We start from the raw sequence: 23,190 nt of genomic DNA on the forward strand, positions 1-23,190 counted from the left end.
GTCACTCGTCGTTAGCGGCCCGCTGGTCTGTTCCGCCGGTAGCAGCGGGCAGGAGAGTCAGCTTGACGCGGTTGCCGAAAGTCAACCGATCGCCCCCATTCTGGATTGTGACATTGCCAGACTGCAAGGTTTGGTTGGGTGTCTGTATGTATACGGGCCCGTTGCCCTCAAGTCTTCCGTCATTCAACAAAATATCCGCACTGGATAGACGGATAACAATATCATTGGAAGTTGTAACTTCTATGGAGTCATAGAGCCGCAGAACCTCGGCTTTCGGGTCGTAGCGTCCGGCCAGAGCGGCAATCTCGGCAGTGGTTTCCGGGTCAAGGGTCAGATTGGCGTTGATACCCTCAAGGTCAATTGCTCCCGTACGGTCCAGCGCCTGCATGGCACGTTGCGCCGTCACGAAATAGGGCCGGTCATTCTTGTCCTTGCCCGACATGCGCGGATCTTCCATGACGAGCTGGCCGTTCTGAATGGTGGTTGCAGCCACGGTCAGGTCAACCGGTGCAGAGCGGGCCAGCCAGGTTGCGGCCAGTCCCGCAACAATAATTGCGCCCGCCAGCAAGGGCAGGGCAACTTTCAGCCTGCGAACCCGCCGCGCGTGCTGATTGGCCCGCGCAAATTCTGCCGCTGGACGCGCCTGCCCGGTGGCTATTGCACCAGGCTGTTGATGCGGCGCTTTTCTGCCGAGGGTCAATCGCCAATTCCGTTCAATTTATGGTTCATGAAATCAGGTCAATTCACGCCATATAACACAATGAGTAGCTGCGTTATAACGCATATGCGGTTTTTGGATGGTAAAGGAAAGATTCTTTCGGACATTTGCCAAGCTTGGCATTTGATGCTGGAAAAGATATTCGCCGCTGTTCAAAGCGCTGATGCCGGGAAAATGGAAGCAGACAATGACTGCACAAGACTGGATTGACCGCCGCCGTTTGCGCCGAAAGCTTGGTTTCTGGCGGCTCGCAGCGCTTGCCCTGGTGCTTCTGGCCCTTGTGGCGGGCGCGTTTTATCTGGGCGGAGCCGAAAGGCGCTTTCCCGGTGGCGCACAAATTGCATCGGTGAAAATTTCCGGTGTCATCACCGAAGATGATGATCGGCTTAAGCTTCTGGAAAAGCTTGGGCAGGATCCATCCGTTCAGGCGGTGGTGCTGAAGATCAATTCACCCGGCGGCACTACGGTGGGCGGAGAAACGCTCTATCACGCCGTGCGCAGGCTGGCAGAGAAAAAGCCGGTCGTCGCAGAAATCGGCACGCTTGGTGCTTCCGCCGCCTATATGGTGGCACTTGGTGCAGACCGGATTGTGGCGCATAATTCCTCCATCGTTGGGTCGATCGGCGTTATTTTTCAGTATGCCGATGCATCACGCCTGATGGAAACGGTGGGTGTCCGGCTTGATGCCGTGCGTTCTGGCCCATTAAAGGCAGAGCCATCCCCCTTTGCACCGGCACCGGCCGAAGCGATTGAAATGATTCGTCGATTGGTGATGAACAGCTATGACTGGTTTGTTGGCATTGTGGTGGAGCGGCGCCCGCTTGACGAAGCAGTGGTGCGCCGTCTAGCGGATGGTTCAATCTTCACCGGAGAGCAGGGACTGGCCAACGGGCTGGTGGATGCACTGGGTGGAGATGTTGAAACGCGCCGTTGGCTCGAAGAGGAAAAAGGAGTTTCCCCCGCTCTGCGGGTTGTTGAACATGAGCCCAGCCGCAAAGGCGGACTGCCGTTTTTCCGCTCAGCCGTGTTTTCGGTCCTGGGCTTGAGCCCGGATGCCGAAACCCTGTCTGAAGCGCTGTTTGGAAAAGGCGCGCAACTTGACGGTCTGTTGTCGCTCTGGCAACCTTTTCCGGGTCGTTCGGAGCAATAAGAGGCAGTGATGTGTCTGCTGGAGAGCCAGCGCCGCCACATCTGCCGATAAAGTTTAACCGCCAGAATCCTCCGCCCCGGTGTGCGGGGATGCTGGCATTCAGCCCTCCGGGGTTTAGTCTGAAGGATCAAACTGCGTGATCAAATCCGAACTCGTGCAAATTATAGCCAATCGCAACCCGCATCTGTATCAGCGGGACGTGGAAACCATTGTGAACGCGATCTTCGACGAGATTACGGATGCACTGTGTGAGTCCAACCGCGTAGAGCTGCGGGGCTTTGGTGCATTTTCGGTCAAGAATCGCCCGCCACGGGCCGGCCGCAACCCGCGCACGGGTGACGCGGTGGAAGTTGAGGAAAAGTGGGTTCCATTTTTCAAGGCAGGCAAAGAGCTTCGTGAGCGCCTGAACTCTGATTGAGCTCTTCATTGAAAGATTGACGCGGCAGGTTCCGGGTTTATCTATTCAGAGGCGGCGGACAGAATGCTGTGCGCCGCGTCAGACAAACAGGCGGTATCGCAAGAATGTTATCCAGATTTTTGATGCTTCTGATCGGTGTGCCACTGGCAATTCTGCTGGTGATATTCTGCGTGGTCAACCGGCACCCGGTGACCGTGTCGCTGGATGTCTTCGGCACCATGCCGCAATATGCCATCAGCGCGCCGCTGTTTGTCCTGCTGCTGGCCGGGGTTATTTTCGGACTGCTTCTGGGTGGGCTCGGAACGTGGCTGACGCAATCTCACTACCGGGCGCGTGCTGCACGTCGCCGGCGTGAGGTTGAAGAGCTTCGTCATGAGGTCGAAGTTTCCAACGAAAGGCTGCGCCGCCTGCGCGAAGAGCGCGACTTACTCCCCGACCTGCGGGCACAACCATTGGCGGTACCGGTGAAATCCTGAAGTTCTGACCGGGTTTATGAACCGGGCTGGATCAGGTGGAGGGTCACCTGTTCGCAGAATCTTTCAAAGAACCGGCTGACAAGTTTTTTCCCAGCCTTCTCTATCCACTCATGGCCCAGCTTTTCCAGCGCGCCGCCGGCTTTGGCACCAGCCTGAAATTCCAGGCGGGTGCCTGCCCCTTCATCCAACAGCTTTACCTTGGCGTAGCCGGTGGCAAAGCCGGTAATTCCGCTGCCCTGTGCTTGCAGAGTATAGCTTTCGCCAGCAACAACATCCTGCAGTGTAATGGTGCCATTGAACCGCACCCGCGCTATTGCCAGCTTGATGGCCACCGTTACGCGCAACTGGTCGGCAGACTGCCATTCCAGCGTCTCGCAGCCGTGAATACAGGCTTTCAGCACGGTGGGATTGTTCAGGCCTTCCCATACGGTCTGGCGTGGCAGAGGCAGGTGAAGGCTGTCTTCAAGATACATTGACGCTCTCAGCAGCTATAATTTTACTCGCATCTGTATAAATACACCGGAAACGAAAGATAAATCGATTGCCCGGTTTCCACCCGCGACACGCCAATCTATAGCCATGACATGAAGAAAATTCGGGATAAGAACAACCGCACCAAACTTGCCTATGGCAAAGAGCATACAGCTCGGCCTGTGCAAAAGCGCGTGCAGTCAGCCCGCCCACGGCCGCCAGAGCCTGCCGCAGAGCCAGCTGCACGCCCCAGCGCGGCAGAGCGCGGGGAAGAAGCGCGGTCCACGCGCCCGGATATCCGCTACCACTCAGGCGCCCGGCCCGACTTGCAGATGCCGGAGATTTTAACGGTAGAGCCTGGGTCAGATTATGCCTTGCTGGATTCCGGTGACGGCGAAAAGCTGGAACGTTATGGACCGATAACCATTCGACGGCCGGAGAATCAGGCAATCTGGCGTCCGCGTCTTTCTGCGAGTGAGTGGGACGCGGCCGATGCTGTTTTCACCGGGGATACGGACGAGGAAGGCACTGGGCGTTGGCGCTTTCCCAATGGTGATCTTGGCGAAACATGGCCCATGGCCCAAGATGGGTTGCCCTATCTGGGGCGCTTTACCTCCTACCGGCATGTTGGTGTTTTTCCGGAGCAGGCGGCGCATTGGCGCTTTGTTGAAGAGGCCGTCAAGCGCGCTGGCAGGCCCGTCAGGGTTCTGAATCTTTTTGGCTATACGGGCCTTGCATCCTTGCTGGCGGCAAGGGCCGGAGCGGAAGTCACACATGTTGATGCTTCCAAAAAGGCCATTCAGTGGGCGCGGCAGAATCAGGAACTGGCGGGGCTGGAAGACAAGCCAATCCGCTGGATTTGTGAGGATGCGGTGCGCTATGCCGAACGCGAAATGCGCCGTGATTCGCGCTATGACATCATTCTTCTCGACCCGCCGAAATTTGGCCGTGGACCGAAAGGCGAAGTGTGGCAGATTTTCGAGGATCTGCCCTATCTCCTGTCGCTGATGCGTGGACTGCTGTCCGAGAACCCGATTTCACTGATTCTGACCGCTTATTCGATCAGATCATCATTTTATTCATTGGCTGCGTTGATGGAAGATCATTGCCGCGGCCTTGGCGGTGTCATTCAATCCGGTGAGTTGATCATCCGGGAGGCGGGGGATGACCCCCGCCTGCTTTCGACATCGCTGTTTTCCAGATGGGTCGGCTCATGACAAACAAGGCGGATAACGGTCACAGGATGGCGCCAACTTCGGCACCGGGCCGGGTCAAGGAAATCACCAGCATTTCCAACCCGATCATCAAGGACATTCGCAATCTGGCCTTGCGTAAGGGGCGGGAGGAAACCGGCCTGTTCATGGCAGAAGGTTTGAAGCTGGTTCTGGATGCGCTGGATAGCGGCTGGCAGATCGACACGCTGATTGTTGCGCGAAACCAGCTGCACAATCCGGTTCTCAGCAAGGCTGCCGCACGCACGGTGGCCAGCGGTGCCGATCTTCTGGAGGTCTCGGACAAGGTTCTGGCCGCGGTGACCCGGCGTGACAATCCCCAAAGCGCCGTCGGGGTCTTCCGCCAGCAGACAACCACAATCGGCAAGCTGGATCTGGGCGGCGATGGTGTACTGGTTGCGCTGGACCGTGTGCGCGACCCGGGAAATCTGGGTACCATTCTGCGCACTGCGGATGCCGCGGGTGTTAAGGGTGTGGTGCTGATCGGAGATACGGTGGACCCGTTTTCGCTGGAAACTGTGCGCGCCACCATGGGTTCTATTTTCGCCGTGCCAATCATCCGCATGAGCGAGGGCGCTTTCCTCGGCTGGCGGGCGGGGTTTAAAGGCCTCGTTGCCGGCACCCACATGGCCGGCACAACCGACTTCCGTGAGCCGGCTTATAACAAGCAGCAGACGGTTTTGTTGATGGGCAATGAACAGGCGGGGCTCACAGAGGGGCTTGCCAAAGCGTGCGACGTGCTGGTGCGCATTCCGCAATCTGGCAAGGCAGACAGCCTGAATCTGGCCATTGCCACAGGCCTGATGATATTTGAAGCCCGGCGCGCCAGTTTGCAGCTGGACAATGCTGGAGAAACGCCGTGAAATTCATTCTGGGAAATGTCTTCATCGTCGTGACGGCCATTTTTCTCGACCAGTTCATCAAGCTGGTGGTGGCCACAAGCATGCCTTTGGGTTCCAGCATAACGCTGCTGCCATTCTTCTCGCTGCTGCACGCGCGCAATACCGGAATTGCGTTTTCCATGTTCTCGGACTTGGGTGGCCTGCCGCTGGCGGCAGTGTCCATTCTGGTGCTGCTGTTTGCCCTGTGGCTGTGGTCCAGCACCCCGCGTGAGCGTGGGCTGACGCATTTTGCCTTTGCACTGATTTTTGGCGGGGCGATTGGCAATCTGGTTGACCGGCTGACTCTGGGCTACGTCACAGACTATTTCTATTTTCACACCCCCGTCTGGTCTTTTGCGGTCTTCAACCTGGCGGATGTGTTCATCACGGTTGGCGCAGCGTTGATCTTCCTGGACGAGTTTGTCTTTCAGCCACGCCGCGCAAAAGCTGAAAAAGCGTTGATTGCTGGAAAGGCAGACCACGAGTAAGATAGAGTTTGCCGTTCATCAAAGCGTTGTGAAGTCTGGCTACAGATTTTGCTCATATGATGGAGGGCCGGGCGGTGACGCCTGCAATAAAAACAGGCCGGGGGGCAGTCGGGACATGCGTGAATTTGCAATGAGCCATGCCTTCAGGCTGGCAGCACCCGTGGTTCGGTTCACCTCGTATGACAGCGCATCACCGGTGCTGGGTCGCATTGGGCCGCTGGAAACCCGCATTGCCAGATCCCGGCTGGAAGTTCGGGCGGCGCAGGCTCTGCGCTACCGGGTTTTTTATCAGGAAATGCGGGCCAAGGCCTCGCCTCTTCAGCGTGTGCGACGACTGGACTCCGATCAGTTTGACCGGCTGTGTGATCATCTTCTGGTCATAGATACCAGCCTGCCCGGCACGGTCACAGAGCAGATTGTCGGCACTTACCGCCTGTTGCGGCAGGAAATGCTGCCGGCAGGTGCAAGCTTTTATACGGCGCAGGAATTTGACATCAGCACGCTGGTGGCGCGCCATCCGGACAAGCGCTTTCTGGAACTGGGGCGCTCCTGCGTGCTGAAAGACTATCGCAGCAAGCGCACGGTCGAGCTTTTGTGGCAAGGTATCTGGTCCTATGTGCTGAACCACCGGATTGATGTCCTGTTTGGCTGTGCGTCTTTTTCCGGCACAGATCCGCGTGCACTTGAACTGCCACTGTCGTTTCTCCGGGAAAATGCCCGCCCGCCGCAGGAATGGCAGGTCACCGCACTTCCGGCGCGGCGTGTGCCGCTGGGAGAGGGCGGCTCATGCGCAGACGCGCGGCGGGCGCTGGCAGCAATGCCGCCTTTGCTGAAAGGTTATCTGCGGCTGGGTGGGCACGTTGGCGACGGTGCTGTGGTGGACATGCAATTTGGCACCACGGATGTGCTGATTGTTCTGCCGGTCGCCAATATCAGCGAGCGTTATGTATCGCACTATGGCAGTGACGCAGGGCGCTTTGCCGCCTGAAGCTGTTTACAGCCTGAACAGTCGGCCAAAGCCTTCCATGCGGTCGTCTATTCCGGCCAATCGCAGGCAATTCCACATGCTCGCCTGATTGCTGCCGATCACCGGCTTGTCCAACTCCTGCTCAAGCTGCTCGACAATGGGTGTCGAGCGCAACGCGCCGCAGCTGATGAAAACCGCGTCCGCATCCGGCCGGTTCACAGATTTGGCAAAGTCCGCCAGATAGTCCGGGGCAATACGGTTCATATCAATGTCTTTCAACAGGCCCAGACCCGCAATGTTCACGACGTCGAAACCGCTGTGCCGAAAATAATCAGCCTCGAGTTCGTTGATGTCGTCCGTGTAGGCGGTCGCGATGGCAATGCGTGATGCACCTACAGCCCGCAAAGCCGCGACTGTGCCGGACAGAAGCGTGGTTGCACGCATCCCGGAACGCCCGCTCTGCATCCGTTCTATAATCCGGTTTTCACCAATCACGAAGCTGCCTGCAGTGCAGTTATAGCAGAGCACATCCATGTCATCGCGGTGAGGAAACAGCGTCGCCATTGCCGCATCCAGATCGGCGTCCATCCCTGCAAGGTTGTCAATCGTGCAGTCAGCGCGCATGCGCACACGGGTGATGGAAAGTCCAACGCCCGGGGGGCGCATGGCAAACAGATCGCCCTCAGTCAGTCCGGCATTGGCAACGCAGATGAAACCCAGACGCGCCCGATGATACGGCCCTTCATCGTAGCGAATTTCGGTCGCTTCCGTCATTCTGTCATTCCCGCGGCGTCGAAGCACTTGCGTATTTGTGTTGTGGCCTCGATGAACACCGGATCGCCCACCATGGTGTAGTTGCGCGGCCGAGGCAGATCGACGTCAATGGTCATGGCAACACGACCGGGCCGCTGGCTCATCACTACAATTCGATCGGACAGAAAAACCGCTTCGGAAATGGAGTGAGTGATGAACATCACGGTCTTGCGGCTTTCCAGCCAGACGCGCTGCAGCTCAAGATTCATTGTTTCGCGCGTCATGGCATCCAAAGCGCCGAAAGGCTCGTCCATCAGCAGGATTTTCGGGTCGTGGATCAGCGCGCGGCACAAGGCAACGCGCTGTTGCATGCCACCTGAGAGCTGGTGCGGCAGCGCTTCCTCAAACCCGGCCAGACCGGTCAGCTCAATCAGCTCATTCAACCTGCTGCGATAGGCATCGACGGATTTGCCCCGCATTTCCAGTTGCAGGGTGATGTTGCCAACAACACTGCGCCAGGGCAGCAGTGTTGAGCGCTGGAAGACAATGCCAACATCGGGATGCGGCTTGACGACCTGATCGCCTGCGATTTTGATTGTGCCGGTTGTAGGGGGAACCAGACCTGCAACTGCGCGCATCAAGGTGCTTTTGCCGCACCCCGATGGCCCAAGTACAGACAGAAACTGACCCTGCGGTATATCAAGATCAATACGATCAAGAGCCTGAAATTTCCCGAAATGCTGGGTAACGTTTTGGATCTCGATCGCAGGATTGTCTGATTTCAGCATGATTTACTCGACAATAAATTCGTTGGAATAGACTTCTGCCGGAGTCATCCCCTCTTTGATCTGCTCAGACTGGACGAACTGGTCCAACATTGCCTGCACGTCAGCCTCTGCCATTTTGCCCAGTGGCATTCCCTCTGTATTGGGAGTGGCAGTTGCTTCCATCGACAATTCCAGTTGCCGGATGAGCATATCGCGGTTCTGCTGGAGGTCCGGGCGCTGCTTGATCAGTGCATTAACAGCTTTCTCCGGTTCAGCCTTGGCAATCTCGAACGCTTTGCTTGTGGCGGAAATGAAGCGTTTGGCCAGATCGGGGTTTGCAGCCAGCCACTCGGTGTTTGCGGCAATGCCACCTTCCAGCGCATTGATGCCGAAGTCTGAATAAAGGAAATATTCCAGCTCTGCTCCCTGCGCTTCAAGCGGTGGCAAATGGAAATATGTCACACCGGTAATGGCATCTGCGCGCTTTTGCAGAAACAAAGCCGTTTTGGCGCCAACTGCCGGAGAAATCACGTTGACCTTGGCCGGGTCGGTGTCGCTAATTGCAGCCAGAACCGGAAACATTTGCGCAGTCGATTCAGACTGGCTCATGCCAAGAATTTTGCCTTCCAGATCCTTTGGCGATTTCACCGGGTTCTCTGCATGGCTGATAATGATCATCGGCGACTTCTGATGAACCGCAAAAATTCCCTTCAGCGGCATTCCTGCTGCAATACCCTTCACCATCGTGCCGTAATCCAGGAAGCCGATGGGGTCCGTGCCCTGCGCAAGAAGCTTGGCAGTGTTGCTGGAGCCGCTGCCCTCGCCGATGGTCAGTTCAATGCCCTCATCCTTGTAGAGCCCCTGCTCAATGCCGAGGTAGAATGGTGCGTGTGTGCCATAAATACTGTAATCAAGGCGGAACCTGATGGTGTCATCAGCCCATGCGGATACGGTCATCACAACGGTTGCAGTCAATGCGACCGCGCCTTTCAATAGTCCGAACGCCATTTTTCTCTCCATTGGATAATGATTGATACAGTGGATGCTTCTTCTTATGAGGTTCTTTCGTCACCGCGCACGCTGATGTGCCACGGGATCATAATTTTCTCGGCAATTTCAACGGCATAGTAGAGTACAAGACCAATGATCATCAGCGCCACCAGCACGGCAAACAGCAATGTCGTGTCCAGATTGGCATTGGCGGCCAGCAGCAGGTAACCAAGGCCGCTTTCTGCACCCACCCATTCGCCAACGACCGCGCCGACCGTGGCAAAGGCGATGGCAACTTTCAGGCCGGAAAAAATCTGCGGCATGGCATATGGCAACCGGATCCGCAGGAAGGTTTTCAACGCGGAAGCCTGCATGGAGCGGGCCAGATCATTCATGTCGGAATCTACCGAGCGCATGCCGGCAATGGTGCTGACGACGATGGGGAAGAACGCCACGGAAAATGCGATCAGAACTTTGGGAAAAAGCCCCAGCCCGAACCAGATGATGATCAGCGGCGCAATGGCGACTTTCGGAAAGGCTTGCGACACAACCAGCAAGGGCATGATGGCGCGGTCCAGCGTGCGTGACCAGACCAACAGAATGCCAAGGGGAATGCCGATGACGATGCTGAGGAAAAAGCCACCCAACGACTCGATCGTCGTAATCCAGGAATGGTAGAGCAAAAACCCTGCATTGTTGTACAGACGTTCCAGCACCTGCAGCGGCGGCGGCACCAGGTAGGGCGGAAAGTTGAACACCGAAATGCTCAATTGCCACAACAGAATGCACAGCAATATCGCCGCTGTCGGATAAATCCAGTTTGCCCGCATGTCAGTCCTTCCGAGCTTCAAATTCTACGAAGCACTTGATTTTGTTGTTTTTAAAAATCCAGTTCAATCAGCTTGCGCGGATAATCTGTCAGCACTTCACAGCCATCGTCAGTCACTGCAACGCTTTCGCTGCTCATGAAACAGAAGGCTGGCATAAACAGCGATGGAACAAGGTGAAACGTCATGCCAGGTTGCAAAATGGTTTCATCATCGGGTTTGAGCGCCAGAAAGCGCCCTTCGGCCCAATTGGGCGGAAAGCCGATGCCGATGCCATAGGCTGTGCGATGGTCGAAATATTGGCCCAGACCATTGCTTTCGAAGACCGAGCGGCAGGCTGCATCCACAGACCCGGATGTGACACCCGGTCGGATGGCCGCAATTGCGGCGTCCAGTGCATCTATGACGATCTGCGCAAATCGCTTGTGCTCTGCCGTGGCCGGGCCAACGATGCAGTTGCGGGCAATCATGGCATGGTAGCGGTTGATATTGGCCGCCGCCTCCAGAAATACGACATCGCCACGCTGCACCTGCCGTCTTTCCCAGGTGGTGAAGCAAACGCCCGTGGCCGGGCCGGTTACCACCAGTGGCACGCGGGTATATTCACTGCCAGCCTTGGTTGCGCCGCTCAGCATCGCGGCCGCGAGGTCGTTTTCAGTGCAGCCAGGTTTTACGGCCTGTACGGCCGCATCAAGCCCGGCCACGGCGGCTTTTGCCGCCTGCCGCATGAAATCAAGCTGCTCTGGCGTCTTGATGGTGCGGGCCTGTTCTATGACGCCACCCCAGTCCACCAGACGCCCCTGCATCGCAGCGTCCAGGCGTTTGTAGGACCGCACATTGAGATAGGTTGATTCAGTTTCCAGCCCGATCAGGCTGCCTTGTGAGATCCTCTGGTTCAAAACCTTGACCAGAATATCAACAGGGTCCTGCGTGTCCTCAATGGCAACAAATTCGGCAATATTGGCATTGGCCAGCGCGATCGCGTGGTTGACCTGCCGGGAAATCATGATCGGCTTGCCATCAGGAAGAATTAATACACATTGAAAGGTAAAGTAGCCGATAGATCTGTATCCCGTAAGCCAGTATATGCTTTCCGGGTCAAATATAATAATGCAGCCTAAAGATTTTTTGGAGATGTCTCCTTGCAATAGTGCAAGATTGTCCAAATATACTTTTTGTGAGAATGCAAGCTGCATGGGCGTGTAGGATTCAACCACGATAACTCCGCAAGATAACTTAATATCATAGTGCTATCTCGGGCGTTTTCGGGTTGCAAATACATATTTCTACACGATATATAACCTGCTGGTTATGGAGTGCTGGCCTTTGAACATTCGTGAGATCGAAATATTCCAGGCAGTTATGATCGAGGGCTCCGTTTCAAAGGCGGCGCAACGCCTCGTCATCTCTCAACCGGCAGTCAGCAAATACATTGCTCAACTGGAACGGCGGCTGAAACTGTCATTGTTTGCACGCCATGGCGGGCGGCTGGTTCCGACCCCGGAAGGTGTGGCGCTGTTTGATCAGGTAGAGCGGCTGTTTACAGGGCTCTCGCAGCTTGAAAAATTCATGGTGGATTTGAGTGGAGACCGCCATGGCCATCTGACGGTTGCCTGTTTGCCGCTTCTATCTCTGACGGCAATGCCGGAAATCGTCGCCAATTTTCTCAAGGACCGCCCATCGGTTTCCTTTGCCTTGCAGACGCGCAGTTCCAGCCGAATTCTGGAATGGGTGGCCGCGCGTCAGGTGGATATGGGTGTCTGCTTCTGCTTCGCCGAAATTCCCGGCATTGTGATAGAGCCTCTCGCCGATCTTGAGTTGTTTTGCGCGCTGCCGCCCGGCGATCCGCTGGAAAGCAAGGACATTATCGAGATCAGCGATTTGCAGGGTCGTGATCTGATCACATATGACCACAATGACCGCACACAATTCTGGCTGGAAGCACTTCTGGACAGGGAGAAGGTTTATACGCGTCGCCGCGTCAGGGTGTTCTGGACATCGGTGGCAATGGAACTGGTTATGCGCGGAGTCGGCATTTCCATCGTGGATCGCCTTACCGCTGCCCAGGTTCCAGGCGGCCTGGCGCAATTGCGGCCTTTTCGACCCGCATTGATGTTCAACCTCAACCTTGTCTGGCCCGAACATTGGCCAAATTCTGCCTTGGCCCGGTCTTTTGCAAATGAGATCAGAACTTATCTGGCTGAGGACAAGCCGTGATTCCTCAGCCTATCCGCACGATGGAACGGGTGCCGAGGTCCACAATGACCGGTCGGCCATCATAGAAAAAATAGCCGTAAACACCGTTGCCGTCGTCGGCCTGATGCAACTGCACATTCTGCGGCACGGACGCGCCCAGTGAGGGCGGTGTGGTCAGGGCAGCGTCTTCAGTTGGATGCTGCAGGGCGTAATCATATATAGAGGATTGCGCCGTAGCGGCTCCCGCGAGTCCAAATGTCAGGGCGGCAACGAGACCAAACCTGCGGATCATGAGTGGCATCCTTATACATCAACTTCTTGTTTTGAGATCATTGTGCTGTGGCACATATGAATGGCAGATGAAGACCACAGCATTATTATCGTGCGCAAGTGGTCCTGCTTCAAGTGGCAGTGATTTAACACCATGCAATAAGGCGTGGATGAAGCAGGCCTGCAGCTTCCATCCCCTTCCACGGGGCGTTAGATGAAGACATGCGTCAATTTCAAAATCCCTGTCAGGTCATTTCCGGATATACCGCATGAATGAAGTTACAGCCGCGCCGACACCGATGATGGCGCAATATCTGGAAATCAAGGCACAGAATACAGATTGCCTGTTGTTTTACCGGATGGGCGATTTTTACGAGCTGTTTTTTGACGATGCCATCATTGCTTCGGCTGCGCTGGGTATAACGCTGACCAAGCGTGGCAAGCATCAGGGTGACGACATTCCTATGGCGGGAGTGCCGGTTGTTTCGTCTGATGATTATTTGCAGCGTCTGATCGCGCATGGTTTTCGTGTGGCCGTGTGTGAACAGACAGAAGACCCGGCGGAAGCGCGCAAACGTGGTTCCAAATCTGTGGTGGCGCGGCAGGTGGTGCGTCTGGTTACGCCCGGCACTATAACCGAGGAAACGCTGCTGGAACCGGGGCGGCCGAATTTTCTCGTCAGCATTGCACGCCTGGGTGGCAGCGCGACTGGCGACTATGCGCTCGCATGGACAGATCTTTCGACCGGTCTGTTTCGACTGACCAGCACCCAGCCGGATTTGCTGGCAACCGATGTTCTGGCGCTGGAGCCGAGCGAGGTGATCTATCCGGACAATCTGGCGCGTGAGCCGGAAATGGTTGCGCTGGTTCGCCGCCTGCAACGCGCAGCGCGAGCAGAGCCCGCCGTGCTGTTCGACGGTGCTACGGCGCAGGAGCGAATATGCCGGTTTTTTGATGTCAGCACCCTGGCGGGCTATGGCGATTTTTCACGCGCGGAACTGGCGGCCGCGGCGGCGCTGATCTCTTACCTTGGCAAAACCCAGTTTGCTGCGCGGCCCGCTCTGGACTATCCGCGCAAGGTGAGTGCCGGTTCGGTCATGATGATTGACCCCGCAACCCGCGCCAGTCTGGAATTGACGCGCACACTGTCGGGCAAGACGCAGGGCTCGTTGCTGGCAACCATTGATCGCACGGTTACAGCGGCCGGGTGCCGGGTGCTGGCCTCGCGATTGGCGCAGCCTCTGACCGATTCAGAGGAAATTGCGCAGCGGCTGGCCTGTGTGGAGTTTTTTGTCGAAGAGCCCGTGCTGGCCGATGCCTTTCGACTGACCATCAAGGGCACTTCGGATATTGAGCGGGCAATTTCCCGGCTGTCGCTGGACCGGGCGGGCCCGCGGGATCTTGGCGCGGTAATGAGCGGGCTGGAGCGTGCCCGGCAAACAGTGGAAATTTTGGCCGGGCATGATTTGCCCGCGGAACTGGCTGGAGCGGTTCAGCATCTTCAGAAATTGCCGGTAGAGCTTTTGCAGAAACTGGATACGATGCTGGCGGAAGAACTGCCGCTTCAGAAGCGCGATGGCGGCTTTATAGCCAGCGGTGCCATCCCGGCATTGGATGAGGCGCGCGGCTTGCGCGATGAATCCCGCCGCTACATTGCCGGTTTGCAGCAGCATTACGCCGATGAGACCGGGCTGAAGAGCCTGAAGATCAAGCACAACAATGTGCTTGGCTTTTTCATCGAGGTGCCCGAGTCTCAAGGGCCGACGCTGCTGTCCTCCTATTCCGGTTACATTCACCGCCAGACAATGGCCAACGCCATGCGGTTCAGCACTGTGGAGCTGGGCGACCTTGAATCCCGGATTGTCGAGGCAGGCGCAACAGCGCTGCGGCTGGAGCTGGAAGCTTTCGACCACTTGCGTGACGTGGTGCTTCAGGAAACTGCTGCCCTGCGCCGCGCAGCGGAAAGCTTTGCCATTCTGGACGTCTCCGCTGCCCTGGCAGAACTGGCGCGTGCCAATGGCTGGGTGCGGCCGGAGGTGGATGACAGCCTGTCCTTCTGCATTGAAAATGGCCGCCACCCGGTGGTTGAAGCTGCATTGAAGGCCAGTGGCGGCGATGCTTTTGTTGCCAATGATTGCGACCTTTCTCCCCCGGTTGGGGCAGAGGTGCAGGGCGGCGCGATCTGGCTGCTGACTGGCCCGAATATGGGCGGCAAATCCACGTTTCTGCGGCAGAATGCGTTGATTGCGGTCCTTGCGCAGATGGGATCGTTCGTTCCAGCGGGCAGAGCCAGAATAGGGGTGGTTGACCGCTTGTTTTCACGGGTGGGCGCCTCGGATGACCTGGCAGAGGGCCGCTCCACCTTCATGGTGGAAATGGTTGAAACCGCCGCCATTCTCAACCAGGCAGGACCGCGCACACTGGTTATTCTGGATGAGATTGGCCGGGGCACATCCACCTATGACGGGCTTTCGATAGCCTTTGCGGCGGTAGAGCATCTGCACAATGCCAATCGATGCCGTGCGTTGTTTGCCACTCATTTTCATGAGCTGACGGCGCTGTCGTCTCGCCTGTCACGGCTCAGCAATGCGACAATGCGCGTCAAGGAATGGGAAGGCGAGGTCATTTTTCTGCATGAGGTGAAAGCCGGGGTGGCAGATCGCTCCTATGGCATTCAGGTTGCACGCCTTGCCGGCCTTCCGGCAGCGGTTGTTGAACGGGCGCGCCATGTCCTTTCAGAGCTGGAAAAAAGCGAGCAGGGTGAAAAGCGGGCGGCGATTATTGATGATCTGCCGCTGTTTTCCATGCTGAGCCGCCCTGTGCCGGAAGAAAAGAAGATCTCTCCAGTGCTGGAGGCTCTGTCGGCATTTGATCCGGACCAGATGAGCCCGCGTGATGCACTGGAAGCGGTGTATGAGTTGAAACGACTGTCAAAACTCTGACCGGTTCACTTTGCTCCGGGAGGAGAATGGGATTATAGACTGCAGTTCCCGCAAAAGCGTGCATCGGTTTTGCGTCCGATAGCTCGTGATAACGTTGAGTCATGGCCGCAAGACAAGCCAAAGCCCGTTTATCTAATTCGCCCGATCAACAGCCGGATCTGCGCTGTCCTGAAATACTGGACGTGGCACAGCTGCTTGCGGATATCGGCGAAATTGCCAGAAGCGGCGGTGACAGCCGCGCGGCGCTGTTGCAGCATATGCGCAGCGTTAACAAACAGGGGCGCAAGGCCATAGAGGCCATGCTGTTTGAAGACGGCAGCGGCATTTTGTGCGCGCGCCGGATCTCGTGGCTGCAGGACGAATTGATCCGGGCTATCAGCGATTTTGCGTTGACCCATGTTTTTGCCACGCCCAACCTCTCGTCGGCTGAACGCGTGGCGGTGCTGGCTGTTGGTGGCTACGGCCGGGGTACTCTGGCGCCGGGGTCAGATATCGATCTGTTGTTTCTGCTGCCCTATAAGCAAACGGCGTTGGGAGAGCAATGCGCCGAGTTTCTGCTTTATCTCTTGTGGGACATGGGCTTCAAAGTTGGCCATGCCACGCGCTCGGTGGACGAATGCATCCGCCTCTCGCTCAGCGATTTCACCATTCGCACCGCTGTTCTGGATCGCAGGCTGATCACCGGCAACCAGCAGCTTTTTGACGAAATGTCGCGGCGTTTTGACGATGAAGTCGTTGCAGGCAGCAGCGCAGAATTCATTGCAGCCAAGCTGGCGGAACGTGATGCACGGCATGCCCGCTCGGGCGACACGCGCTATCTGGTGGAGCCCAATGTCAAAGAGGGCAAAGGCGGGCTGCGCGACCTGAACACCCTGTTCTGGATTGCAAAATATCACTACCACGCCGACACGCGTGAAGAACTGGTGGCGCTGGGCGTCTTGTCACGACGTGAGGGCCGGTTGTTTGGCAAGGCCGATGATTTTCTGTGGGCGGTGCGCTGCCACATGCATTTTTTGACCGGCAAGGCGGAAGAGCGACTGTCTTTTGACCTGCAGCCGGAAATAGCCGAACGGCTTGGCTATAATACTCATCCGGGCCTCAAGGGCGTAGAGCGCTTCATGAAGCACTACTTTCTCATCGCCAAGGATGTGGGTGATCTGACAGGCATTCTCTGTGCCGCATTGGAAGAGGAAAATGCCAAGGAAGCTCCGGCGGGCTTGCGACAGTGGCTGGGAAATCTGCGGCAGCGCTCACGCTCCATACCCGGAACGCTGGCATTTCAGATCGACAGCAACCGCATCACCGTTACCTCGAAAACCGTGTTCGCTGAGGATCCGGTCAATCTCATCCGCATTTTCACGTTGGCGGCGCGTCATGAGCTGGAATACCACCCGGATGCCCTGAAGCTGATCCGCCGCTCGCTCCTGCTGATCAATCAGGATCTGCGCGACAATGCCGAGGCAAACAGCCTTTTTCTGGATGTTCTGACAGATCGCAACAACCCGGAACTGCATTTGCGCCGAATGAGCGAGGCGGGGGTTCTTGGCCGGTTCATTCCGGAGTTCGGCAAGATTGTCGCGATGATGCAGTTCAACATGTATCACCACTTCACGGTGGATGAGCATCTTCTGCGCTCCATCGGTGTGCTGTCGCGCATTGAGCGCGGACTGTACCAGGACGAGCTGCCGGTGGTGGCCAGCATCATTTCCACAGTCAAAGACAGAACTGCGCTGTATGTGGCGTTGTTGCTGCACGACATTGCCAAGGGCCGCCCGCAGGATCATTCGGTGGCGGGGGCAGAAATTGCCCGGCAGATATGCCCGCGTTTCGGCCTGGATGAGCGGGAAACCGAGCTGGTGTCGTGGCTGGTGCAGGAGCACCTGACAATGTCGATGGTGGCGCAGCAGCGCGACCTGAATGACCGCAAGACGATTCTGGATTTCGCCGAAAAGGTGCAATCGCTGGAAAGATTGAGGCTGCTGACAATTCTGACCGTATGCGACATTCGGGCGGTCGGGCCGGGTGTGTGGAACGGCTGGAAAGGCCAGCTCATTCGCACCCTGTATTGGGAAAGCGAGCCCATGCTGACGGGCGGCTTCACCCAGACATCACGCGCCAACAGGGTGCAGGTGGCCAGAACCGAGCTGGCGCAGGCGCTGGCAGACTGGCCGGAGGCAGACAAACAGGCTGCCCTGGATATTCACTATGAAAACTACTTCCTGACCACGCCTTTGGAAGATCAGGTCCGACTGGCACATTTCATTCGCGAGTCAGCATCCAGTGGCTTTGTTGCATCCGTGCGCACGGACAGTTTCCGCGGCATGACGGAAATAACAGTCATCGCGCCGGACCATCCGCGTTTGCTGTCGACCATAGCCGGCGGCTGTGCCGCTGCGGGTGCGAACATCACCGATGCGCAGGTCTTCACCATGAGCGATGGCCGCGCGCTGGATATTGTTACTGTGTCACGGCAATTCCCGCAGGACGAGGATGAAATGCGGCGCGGTGACCGGATTGTGCGCAATATTCGTGACCTTCTGGGCGGCAAGGAGGCTGTGCCAACCTTGCTCGCGCGGCGTCCGGTTCGTGATCTTTCATCCTTCGTGGTGCGCCCGCAGGTGCGGGTGGACAATGAATTGTCCAATGCGCTGACGGTTATCGAAGTTGAAGGCCTCGACAGGCCGGGCCTGTTGTGTGACCTGACGGGAGCGATGTCGGATTTGAACCTGGATATTCGTTCCGCCCATATCTCGACCTATGGCGAAAAGGTTGTGGACGTATTCTACGTGACCGATCTTCTGGGCATGAAGGTTACCGGCGAAAACCGGATTGAGCGGATTGAGCGGCGGCTGATGTCGGTTCTGGAAAGTGCCGAGGGCGAGGCTTCGTCTTCAAGCTCGTCCAACACGGCGCTGGCCTTCGGCATGGTGCAGCCGTGAATCTTCTGTCAAAATTTGCCACGGTTGGCGGCGCTACGCTGGTATCGCGCATTTTCGGCTTTGTGCGCGAAATGCTTATGGCGTCGGCACTTGGTATCGGGCCGGTGGCCGATGCATTCAACCTCGCCTTTCGGTTTCCCAATCTGTTCCGGCGTTTTTTTGCCGAAGGCGCCATGAACTCGGCTTTTGTGCCGCTGTTCTCAAAAGCTCTGGAAGAAAAGGGCGAGGCCGCGGCGAGGGATTTCGCCACCCAGGTTTTTTCATTTCTGACCGTGGTGCTGTTTGCGCTGACCGTGCCGGCCATTATTTTCATGCCGTTTCTGGTGCGCACGGTGATTGCACCGGGCCTGAATGTCTGCATTGACGAGGCGGCGTTGCAGCAGGCTCTCAGCTGCGAAGACCGCTTTGGCATCACGGTGGCCTTTTCCCGCATCATGTTCCCCTATCTGGCATCCATGTCTCTGGTGGCGATGGTTGGCGGCATTCTGAACGCTTATCGCCGGTTTTTTGCCGCTGCCGCCGCGCCTGCCCTGTTGAATGTGGTGCTGATCGGCGTCCTCGTTTGGGCCTTGTGGGATGGCCAGGACACGCGGGCGCTAGGCTTTGCCATGAGCTGGGGTGTGCTGGTGGCGGGCGTGGCGCAGTTCGTCATGGTTACCGTCGCGATGCGCATGGCCGGATTTTCCGTTGCACTGCGCCGGCCACGCTGGACGCCTGACCTTAAAAGATTGCTGGTGCTTGCCGGTCCTGCGGCGCTGATTGGCGGCATCACGCAGATCAACCTGTTTGTCGGTCAGGCCATAGCCTCATTCAAGCCCGGTGCCGTGTCGATTTTGACCTATGCCGACCGCCCATATCAATTGCCCCTTGGCATGGTGGGGGTGGCCATCGGTGTGGTGCTGCTGCCTGAACTGTCTCGCGCGCTGAAGGGTGGTCGGCTGGATGAGGCGCAGCATACGCAGAATCGCAGTCTGGAATTTGCGCTGTTTCTGACATTGCCCGCAGCAGTGGCCCTGTTCATCATTCCCGAGCCGATCATTCGCATCATTTACGAGCGTGGGGCCTTCACCCCATCCACCACGGCGGCGGTGGCGGCGGTGCTGGGAATTTATGCCCTCGGCCTCCCGGCCTTTGTGATGATTCGAGTGTTTACACCCGGCTATTTCGCGCGGGAGGACACGCGCCGCCCGATGATGGTGACAATGGCATCGGCAGGGGCCAATACCGTGCTTTCGGTGGCGCTGTTTTATGTCATGGCAGAACAGGGCATCGCTCTGGCAACCAGCCTTGCCGGCTGGCTGAACGCGCTGCTGCTGTTTCACGGTCTCTATTCGCGAAACTTGTGGATTGTCGATCGAAGTCTGGTGAAACGCTGCTGCCTGCTTTTGCTGTGTGCAGCATTGATGGGCGGGGTGCTGCTTTTGCTGATGCCGCTTCTGAGCCACTGGATTCAGCCCGGTGCCGGAATTGGCGTGCAGGTGCTGGCTATTGGCATTCTGGTTGCAGCAGCCGTTGCCAGCTATTTTGCCCTGTGTTTCGTAACGGGGGCGGCAGACCGCCAGATGATTTCGCGAATGCTGGCTGCACGTCGCAAACGAGGTGCAAGGAACGCTTGATCGCATTCGTTGGACGCGCCATAGAGTGTCGCGAAAACGAAAGGCAAAAACCATGGCCGAATTTACCCAGCGCATTTTTTCCGGCGTTCAGCCAAGCGGCAATCTGCACCTTGGCAATTATCTGGGCGCGGTACGCCGCTGGGTGAAGTTGCAGGACGATTATCCGTGCATTTTCTGCGTGGTCGATCTGCACGCCATCACGGTTTATCAGGATCCGGAAGCGCTGGAGCACGCCACGCGTGAGGTGGCCGCCGCCTATCTTGCGGCGGGCATCGATCCACAGCAGCACATTGTCTTCAATCAGTCCCGCGTGCCGGAACATGCCGAGTTGGCCTGGCTGTTCAACTGCATTGTCCGGTTGGGGTGGCTGAACCGGATGACCCAGTTCAAGGACAAGGCGGGCAAGGACAAGGAGGCTGCATCTGCGGGTCTCTATGTCTACCCGACGCTGATGGCTGCCGATATTCTGGCCTATCGCGCAACCCATGTGCCGGTGGGTGATGACCAGAAGCAGCATCTGGAACTGACGCGTGACATTGCAGCCAAGTTCAACCACGACTACGCAGACCGCATTGCGGCCAAAGGCCTGGGCGTTACCATGCAGATGGGCGAAGAAACGGTCGAGGGCTATTTTCCGCTGACCGAGCCGCTGATTGATGGGCCAGCCACCCGGGTGATGAGCCTGAGGGATGGCTCGAAGAAAATGTCGAAATCGGACCCGTCCGACCTGTCGCGCATCAATCTGACAGATGATGCGGACCAGATTGCAAAGAAAATCCGCAAGGCCAAAACCGACCCGGATGCACTGCCATCCGAGGTGGCAGGTCTGGCGGGGCGCGCTGAGGCCGACAATCTTGTCGGGATTTTTGCCGCGCTGGCGGGCCGGGCCAAGGCAGACGTTCTTGCCGAATATGGCGGGCGGCAATTTTCGGAATTCAAGCCTGTAGTCGCTGATCTGGCGGTTGCCGTTCTTGCGCCAATTTCTGCTGAAATGCGGCGGTATCTGGCAGACCCTGCCGGAATTGACGCGATTTTGCGCGATGGTGCAGAGCGTGCGCGGGCTATCGCATCACAGACGATTGCGGAGACAAAATCCATCATGGGTCTGCTGGATCAATAAAACGGGGTAGAAAAGGTGGCTTGCGGCGAAGAAAATACGCTGCCATCTTGCACGCATGGTATCAAAACGTCTGGGCCGCCAGGAAGGCGGAAAACGGAAATTTCTGGCAATTATCGATGGCACACCGGAATGTGCCCGCGCTGCTTCCTATGCTGCGCGGCGCGCCAAGGCCAGCGGTGGCGGGGCAGTTTTCCTTTATGTCATCGAACAGGACGAATTTCAGCATTGGCTGGGCGTAGAAAAAATCATGCGGGCCGAAGCAGAAGCTGAGGCCAATGCACGGCTTGCCCGGGTGGCTGAAAACCTGCGTTCAATCGTGGGCATTGAGCCAGAGCTGGTGGTGCGTGAGGGCAAGGTGGAGGAAGAAATCCACAAGCTGATCGAGGCGGACCGCGAAATTGCCATTCTGGTTCTGGCCGCGGGCGATAATTCCGACGGTCCGGGACCTCTGGTGGCGGCAGTTTCCGGGCGCAGCGGTGGTTATTCAATTCCGGTCACGGTTGTCCCGGGCCATTTGTCGGAAGATGAAATTGAGAGCCTGTCTTGAAGCGCGTGCTATAGCTTGTCAGTGACCGGGTTGCAGGTGCGCCGCCGGCTGCCTACATAAGATAAAACTCACAGGACGGATCACCATGTTTATCCAGACGGAATCGACGCCAAATCCGCAGACATTGAAGTTTCTGCCGGGGCGCGTAGTGCTGGAAAGCGGTACAGCCGAATTTCTGGATGCCGCAGACGCAGCCGCGCGTTCGCCTCTGGCTGCCAGACTCCTGGCAATTGATGGCGTGACCAGTGTTTTCTTTGGTTATGACTTTGTCACCGTCACCCGGGATGCAACCGAATGGCCGCATCTCAAGCCTGCCATTCTGGCCGGAATCATGGAACATTTCATGTCCAGTCAACCGGTTATGGCCGCTGGTTCCGGCATCGCATCGGGCGATTCCGACAGTGGAGAAGAATTTTTTGAGCCGGGAGACGAAAGTCTGGTGGCGACAATCAAGGAACTGATTGAAACCCGCGTGCGCCCTGCCGTGGCGCAGGATGGCGGCGACATAACATTTCGTGGTTTCAAGGACGGCGTGGTGTTTCTGAACATGCGGGGAGCGTGTGCAGGCTGTCCATCATCAACCGCCACATTGAAGCATGGCATTGAAAATCTGTTGCGTCATTTTGTGCCGGAAGTAGAAGCAGTAGAAGCTGCCTGAACGTAACCGGATGACACCATGTCCCAAACTGATGGCCCGCGAGAACGCGGGCTTTGCCTTGCTCTGAACACCGCTGGCGAACTTTGCGCCACCGCCGTTTACGACATTGAAAAGCAGGAGCTGCTGAGCAGTTGCGAGGCTGATATTGGCCGCGGCCACGCCGATCTCCTGATGGAGCAAGTGGCGGAAGTGCTCGGCGGGGCGGGATGTGATTACTCGCAACTTTCAAAAATTGCCGTGGCAAATGGGCCGGGGTCTTTTACCGGGTTGCGGGTGGGCATTTCCGCCGCGCGCGGGCTTGCTCTGGCGCTGAACATACCGGCAGTGGGCATAGGCGTTCTGGAAGCTTTGGCCTTTCCGCTGCTGCATCATGGAAAAGCAGTGCTGGCTGTTCAGGATGCGCGGCGAGGTGAAGTGTTTGCCGCGCTTTATGCGGCTGATGGCAGTTTGCGGGCCACGCCCACCGCCATCGCACCTGACCAGCTTGAAAGTTTTTGCCAGAGCGTGCAGGGGCAGTCCATCTACGTGACCGGCACGGGTGGTTTTCTGGCACAGGCTGCCATGCCCAATGCGGTGCTCAATCTTGTTAACGCGCAGGGTCATATCGAGCTGCGGGTCATGGGGCAGATGGCAACCGGCAGAACAGCGGTCGAGGCTGTGCGTCCGCTTTATCTTCGGGGCGCAGATGCCAAGCCGCAACAGGCCATTTCCGGCATTGTCGTTGATGGATCCTTGACCAATAACCACGAGTGAATCAGTTTTGG

At 57.2% G+C, this 23,190-nt stretch carries 23 protein-coding genes; 15 read left to right on the forward strand and 8 right to left on the reverse strand.

The window, feature by feature from the left end:
- Position 1: 1 nt before the first annotated feature.
- A complete protein-coding gene (gene lptC / locus FPY71_RS16840; protein WP_188052394.1) occupies positions 2 to 700 on the reverse strand; it encodes an LPS export ABC transporter periplasmic protein LptC in 699 nt (232 codons plus the stop codon).
- Positions 701 to 905: 205 nt separating this feature from the next.
- Between lptC and sppA the strand changes: the two genes are divergently transcribed.
- The 3 genes from sppA to FPY71_RS16855 all read left to right on the forward strand — a co-directional run bounded on the left by sppA (position 906) and on the right by FPY71_RS16855 (position 2,762).
- On the forward strand, positions 906 to 1,868 hold the full coding sequence (gene sppA / locus FPY71_RS16845) for a signal peptide peptidase SppA (RefSeq protein WP_149301495.1): 963 nt from the start codon (positions 906 to 908) through the stop codon (positions 1,866 to 1,868).
- Positions 1,869 to 2,004: 136 nt separating this feature from the next.
- The gene (locus FPY71_RS16850) at positions 2,005 to 2,286 is read left to right on the forward strand and encodes an integration host factor subunit beta (RefSeq protein ID WP_149301496.1); all 282 of its coding nucleotides are present in this window, start codon (positions 2,005 to 2,007) and stop codon (positions 2,284 to 2,286) included.
- Positions 2,287 to 2,390: 104 nt separating this feature from the next.
- Positions 2,391 to 2,762: a lipopolysaccharide assembly protein LapA domain-containing protein gene (locus FPY71_RS16855; RefSeq protein ID WP_149301497.1), complete on the forward strand. Its 372-nt coding sequence runs from the start codon at positions 2,391 to 2,393 to the stop codon at positions 2,760 to 2,762.
- A gap of 14 nt (positions 2,763 to 2,776) precedes the next feature.
- On the opposite strand, the gene FPY71_RS16860 is transcribed toward FPY71_RS16855, so the two are convergent.
- Positions 2,777 to 3,235 carry an SRPBCC family protein gene (locus FPY71_RS16860; protein ID WP_149301498.1) on the reverse strand — a complete coding sequence of 153 codons (459 nt, stop codon included), beginning with the start codon at positions 3,233 to 3,235 and terminating at the stop codon, positions 2,777 to 2,779.
- 111 nt (positions 3,236 to 3,346) lie between these two features.
- On the opposite strand from FPY71_RS16860, the gene FPY71_RS16865 reads away from it, so the two are divergent.
- From FPY71_RS16865 to olsB, 4 genes are all read left to right on the forward strand, one after another.
- Entirely contained in the window at positions 3,347 to 4,450 is a 1,104-nt protein-coding gene (locus FPY71_RS16865) for a class I SAM-dependent methyltransferase (RefSeq protein ID WP_149301499.1), read from the forward strand.
- 26 nt (positions 4,451 to 4,476) lie between these two features.
- On the forward strand, positions 4,477 to 5,328 hold the full coding sequence (locus FPY71_RS16870; RefSeq protein ID WP_246160669.1) for a TrmH family RNA methyltransferase: 852 nt from the start codon (positions 4,477 to 4,479) through the stop codon (positions 5,326 to 5,328).
- Positions 5,325 to 5,834: a signal peptidase II gene (gene lspA / locus FPY71_RS16875; protein ID WP_149301501.1), complete on the forward strand. Its 510-nt coding sequence runs from the start codon at positions 5,325 to 5,327 to the stop codon at positions 5,832 to 5,834. Before FPY71_RS16870 ends, lspA begins: the two co-directional genes overlap by 4 nt.
- Positions 5,835 to 5,949: 115 nt before the next feature.
- Positions 5,950 to 6,822 (forward strand): l-ornithine N(alpha)-acyltransferase, encoded by an 873-nt coding sequence (gene olsB, locus FPY71_RS16880; protein ID WP_149301502.1) that lies wholly within the window; start codon positions 5,950 to 5,952, stop codon positions 6,820 to 6,822.
- A 6-nt stretch (positions 6,823 to 6,828) separates the two neighbouring features.
- Here the strand turns inward: olsB and FPY71_RS16885 are convergent, their stop codons facing one another.
- The 5 genes from FPY71_RS16885 to FPY71_RS16905 are packed head-to-tail and all read right to left on the reverse strand — an operon-like array spanning position 6,829 to position 11,334.
- Positions 6,829 to 7,575 (reverse strand): maleate cis-trans isomerase family protein, encoded by a 747-nt coding sequence (locus FPY71_RS16885; RefSeq protein WP_149301503.1) that lies wholly within the window; start codon positions 7,573 to 7,575, stop codon positions 6,829 to 6,831.
- Positions 7,572 to 8,342 (reverse strand): ABC transporter ATP-binding protein, encoded by a 771-nt coding sequence (locus FPY71_RS16890; RefSeq protein WP_149301504.1) that lies wholly within the window; start codon positions 8,340 to 8,342, stop codon positions 7,572 to 7,574. The genes FPY71_RS16885 and FPY71_RS16890 overlap by 4 nt, the downstream gene beginning before the upstream one ends.
- A 3-nt stretch (positions 8,343 to 8,345) precedes the next feature.
- Entirely contained in the window at positions 8,346 to 9,329 is a 984-nt protein-coding gene (locus tag FPY71_RS16895; RefSeq protein WP_188052396.1) for an ABC transporter substrate-binding protein, read from the reverse strand.
- A 44-nt stretch (positions 9,330 to 9,373) separates the two neighbouring features.
- On the reverse strand, positions 9,374 to 10,141 hold the full coding sequence (locus FPY71_RS16900) for an ABC transporter permease (protein ID WP_149301506.1): 768 nt from the start codon (positions 10,139 to 10,141) through the stop codon (positions 9,374 to 9,376).
- Between the two features lie 50 nt (positions 10,142 to 10,191).
- Positions 10,192 to 11,334: a M24 family metallopeptidase gene (locus FPY71_RS16905; protein ID WP_246160696.1), complete on the reverse strand. Its 1,143-nt coding sequence runs from the start codon at positions 11,332 to 11,334 to the stop codon at positions 10,192 to 10,194.
- Positions 11,335 to 11,464: 130 nt separating this feature from the next.
- Between FPY71_RS16905 and FPY71_RS16910 the strand changes: the two genes are divergently transcribed.
- A complete protein-coding gene (locus tag FPY71_RS16910; protein WP_188052398.1) occupies positions 11,465 to 12,355 on the forward strand; it encodes a LysR substrate-binding domain-containing protein in 891 nt (296 codons plus the stop codon).
- A gap of 4 nt (positions 12,356 to 12,359) precedes the next feature.
- Here FPY71_RS16910 and FPY71_RS16915 read toward each other — a convergent pair whose 3' ends face one another.
- On the reverse strand, positions 12,360 to 12,626 hold the full coding sequence (locus FPY71_RS16915; protein ID WP_149301509.1) for a hypothetical protein: 267 nt from the start codon (positions 12,624 to 12,626) through the stop codon (positions 12,360 to 12,362).
- A 247-nt stretch (positions 12,627 to 12,873) separates the two neighbouring features.
- Here FPY71_RS16915 and mutS point away from each other — a divergent pair, with 247 nt between their 5' ends.
- The 7 genes from mutS (at position 12,874) to tsaB (ending at position 23,179) form a co-directional block, all read left to right on the forward strand.
- Entirely contained in the window at positions 12,874 to 15,546 is a 2,673-nt protein-coding gene (gene mutS, locus FPY71_RS16920) for a DNA mismatch repair protein MutS (RefSeq protein ID WP_246160672.1), read from the forward strand.
- A gap of 101 nt (positions 15,547 to 15,647) precedes the next feature.
- Positions 15,648 to 18,485: a [protein-PII] uridylyltransferase gene (locus FPY71_RS16925; protein WP_149301510.1), complete on the forward strand. Its 2,838-nt coding sequence runs from the start codon at positions 15,648 to 15,650 to the stop codon at positions 18,483 to 18,485.
- Positions 18,482 to 20,101 carry a murein biosynthesis integral membrane protein MurJ gene (murJ, locus tag FPY71_RS16930; RefSeq protein WP_149301511.1) on the forward strand — a complete coding sequence of 540 codons (1,620 nt, stop codon included), beginning with the start codon at positions 18,482 to 18,484 and terminating at the stop codon, positions 20,099 to 20,101. Before FPY71_RS16925 ends, murJ begins: the two co-directional genes overlap by 4 nt.
- Before the next feature lie 52 nt (positions 20,102 to 20,153).
- The gene (gene trpS, locus FPY71_RS16935) at positions 20,154 to 21,221 is read left to right on the forward strand and encodes a tryptophan--tRNA ligase (RefSeq protein WP_149301512.1); all 1,068 of its coding nucleotides are present in this window, start codon (positions 20,154 to 20,156) and stop codon (positions 21,219 to 21,221) included.
- Positions 21,222 to 21,276: 55 nt separating this feature from the next.
- Positions 21,277 to 21,768: a universal stress protein gene (locus tag FPY71_RS16940; RefSeq protein ID WP_149301513.1), complete on the forward strand. Its 492-nt coding sequence runs from the start codon at positions 21,277 to 21,279 to the stop codon at positions 21,766 to 21,768.
- An 85-nt stretch (positions 21,769 to 21,853) separates the two neighbouring features.
- Positions 21,854 to 22,426, forward strand: coding sequence for a NifU family protein (locus FPY71_RS16945; RefSeq protein WP_149301514.1), 573 nt, complete (start codon positions 21,854 to 21,856; stop codon positions 22,424 to 22,426).
- Between the two features lie 18 nt (positions 22,427 to 22,444).
- The gene (gene tsaB, locus FPY71_RS16950; protein ID WP_149301515.1) at positions 22,445 to 23,179 is read left to right on the forward strand and encodes a tRNA (adenosine(37)-N6)-threonylcarbamoyltransferase complex dimerization subunit type 1 TsaB; all 735 of its coding nucleotides are present in this window, start codon (positions 22,445 to 22,447) and stop codon (positions 23,177 to 23,179) included.
- The last annotated feature ends 11 nt before the right edge of the window (positions 23,180 to 23,190 follow it).

The organism is Aureimonas fodinaquatilis, from assembly GCF_008369445.1.
GTDB lineage: Bacteria > Pseudomonadota > Alphaproteobacteria > Rhizobiales > Rhizobiaceae > Aureimonas > Aureimonas fodinaquatilis.

Excerpts from the sequence above, each read along its gene's own strand:
- olsB (WP_149301502.1), top strand. The coding sequence starts at position 5,950 with ATGCGTGAATTTGCAATGAGCCATGCCTTCAGGCTGGCAGCACCCGTG.
- FPY71_RS16925 (WP_149301510.1), top strand. The coding sequence starts at position 15,648 with ATGGCCGCAAGACAAGCCAAAGCCCGTTTATCTAATTCGCCCGATCAA.
- sppA (WP_149301495.1), top strand. The coding sequence starts at position 906 with ATGACTGCACAAGACTGGATTGACCGCCGCCGTTTGCGCCGAAAGCTT.
- FPY71_RS16940 (WP_149301513.1), top strand. The coding sequence starts at position 21,277 with ATGGTATCAAAACGTCTGGGCCGCCAGGAAGGCGGAAAACGGAAATTT.
- tsaB (WP_149301515.1), top strand. The coding sequence starts at position 22,445 with ATGTCCCAAACTGATGGCCCGCGAGAACGCGGGCTTTGCCTTGCTCTG.
- FPY71_RS16905 (WP_246160696.1), bottom strand. The coding sequence starts at position 11,334 with ATGCAGCTTGCATTCTCACAAAAAGTATATTTGGACAATCTTGCACTA.
- FPY71_RS16865 (WP_149301499.1), top strand. The coding sequence starts at position 3,347 with ATGAAGAAAATTCGGGATAAGAACAACCGCACCAAACTTGCCTATGGC.
- FPY71_RS16860 (WP_149301498.1), bottom strand. The coding sequence starts at position 3,235 with ATGTATCTTGAAGACAGCCTTCACCTGCCTCTGCCACGCCAGACCGTA.
- trpS (WP_149301512.1), top strand. The coding sequence starts at position 20,154 with ATGGCCGAATTTACCCAGCGCATTTTTTCCGGCGTTCAGCCAAGCGGC.
- FPY71_RS16900 (WP_149301506.1), bottom strand. The coding sequence starts at position 10,141 with ATGCGGGCAAACTGGATTTATCCGACAGCGGCGATATTGCTGTGCATT.
- FPY71_RS16890 (WP_149301504.1), bottom strand. The coding sequence starts at position 8,342 with ATGCTGAAATCAGACAATCCTGCGATCGAGATCCAAAACGTTACCCAG.
- FPY71_RS16945 (WP_149301514.1), top strand. The coding sequence starts at position 21,854 with ATGTTTATCCAGACGGAATCGACGCCAAATCCGCAGACATTGAAGTTT.
- FPY71_RS16915 (WP_149301509.1), bottom strand. The coding sequence starts at position 12,626 with ATGATCCGCAGGTTTGGTCTCGTTGCCGCCCTGACATTTGGACTCGCG.
- FPY71_RS16870 (WP_246160669.1), top strand. The coding sequence starts at position 4,477 with ATGGCGCCAACTTCGGCACCGGGCCGGGTCAAGGAAATCACCAGCATT.
- FPY71_RS16885 (WP_149301503.1), bottom strand. The coding sequence starts at position 7,575 with ATGACGGAAGCGACCGAAATTCGCTACGATGAAGGGCCGTATCATCGG.
- FPY71_RS16855 (WP_149301497.1), top strand. The coding sequence starts at position 2,391 with ATGTTATCCAGATTTTTGATGCTTCTGATCGGTGTGCCACTGGCAATT.
- mutS (WP_246160672.1), top strand. The coding sequence starts at position 12,874 with ATGAATGAAGTTACAGCCGCGCCGACACCGATGATGGCGCAATATCTG.
- FPY71_RS16895 (WP_188052396.1), bottom strand. The coding sequence starts at position 9,329 with ATGGCGTTCGGACTATTGAAAGGCGCGGTCGCATTGACTGCAACCGTT.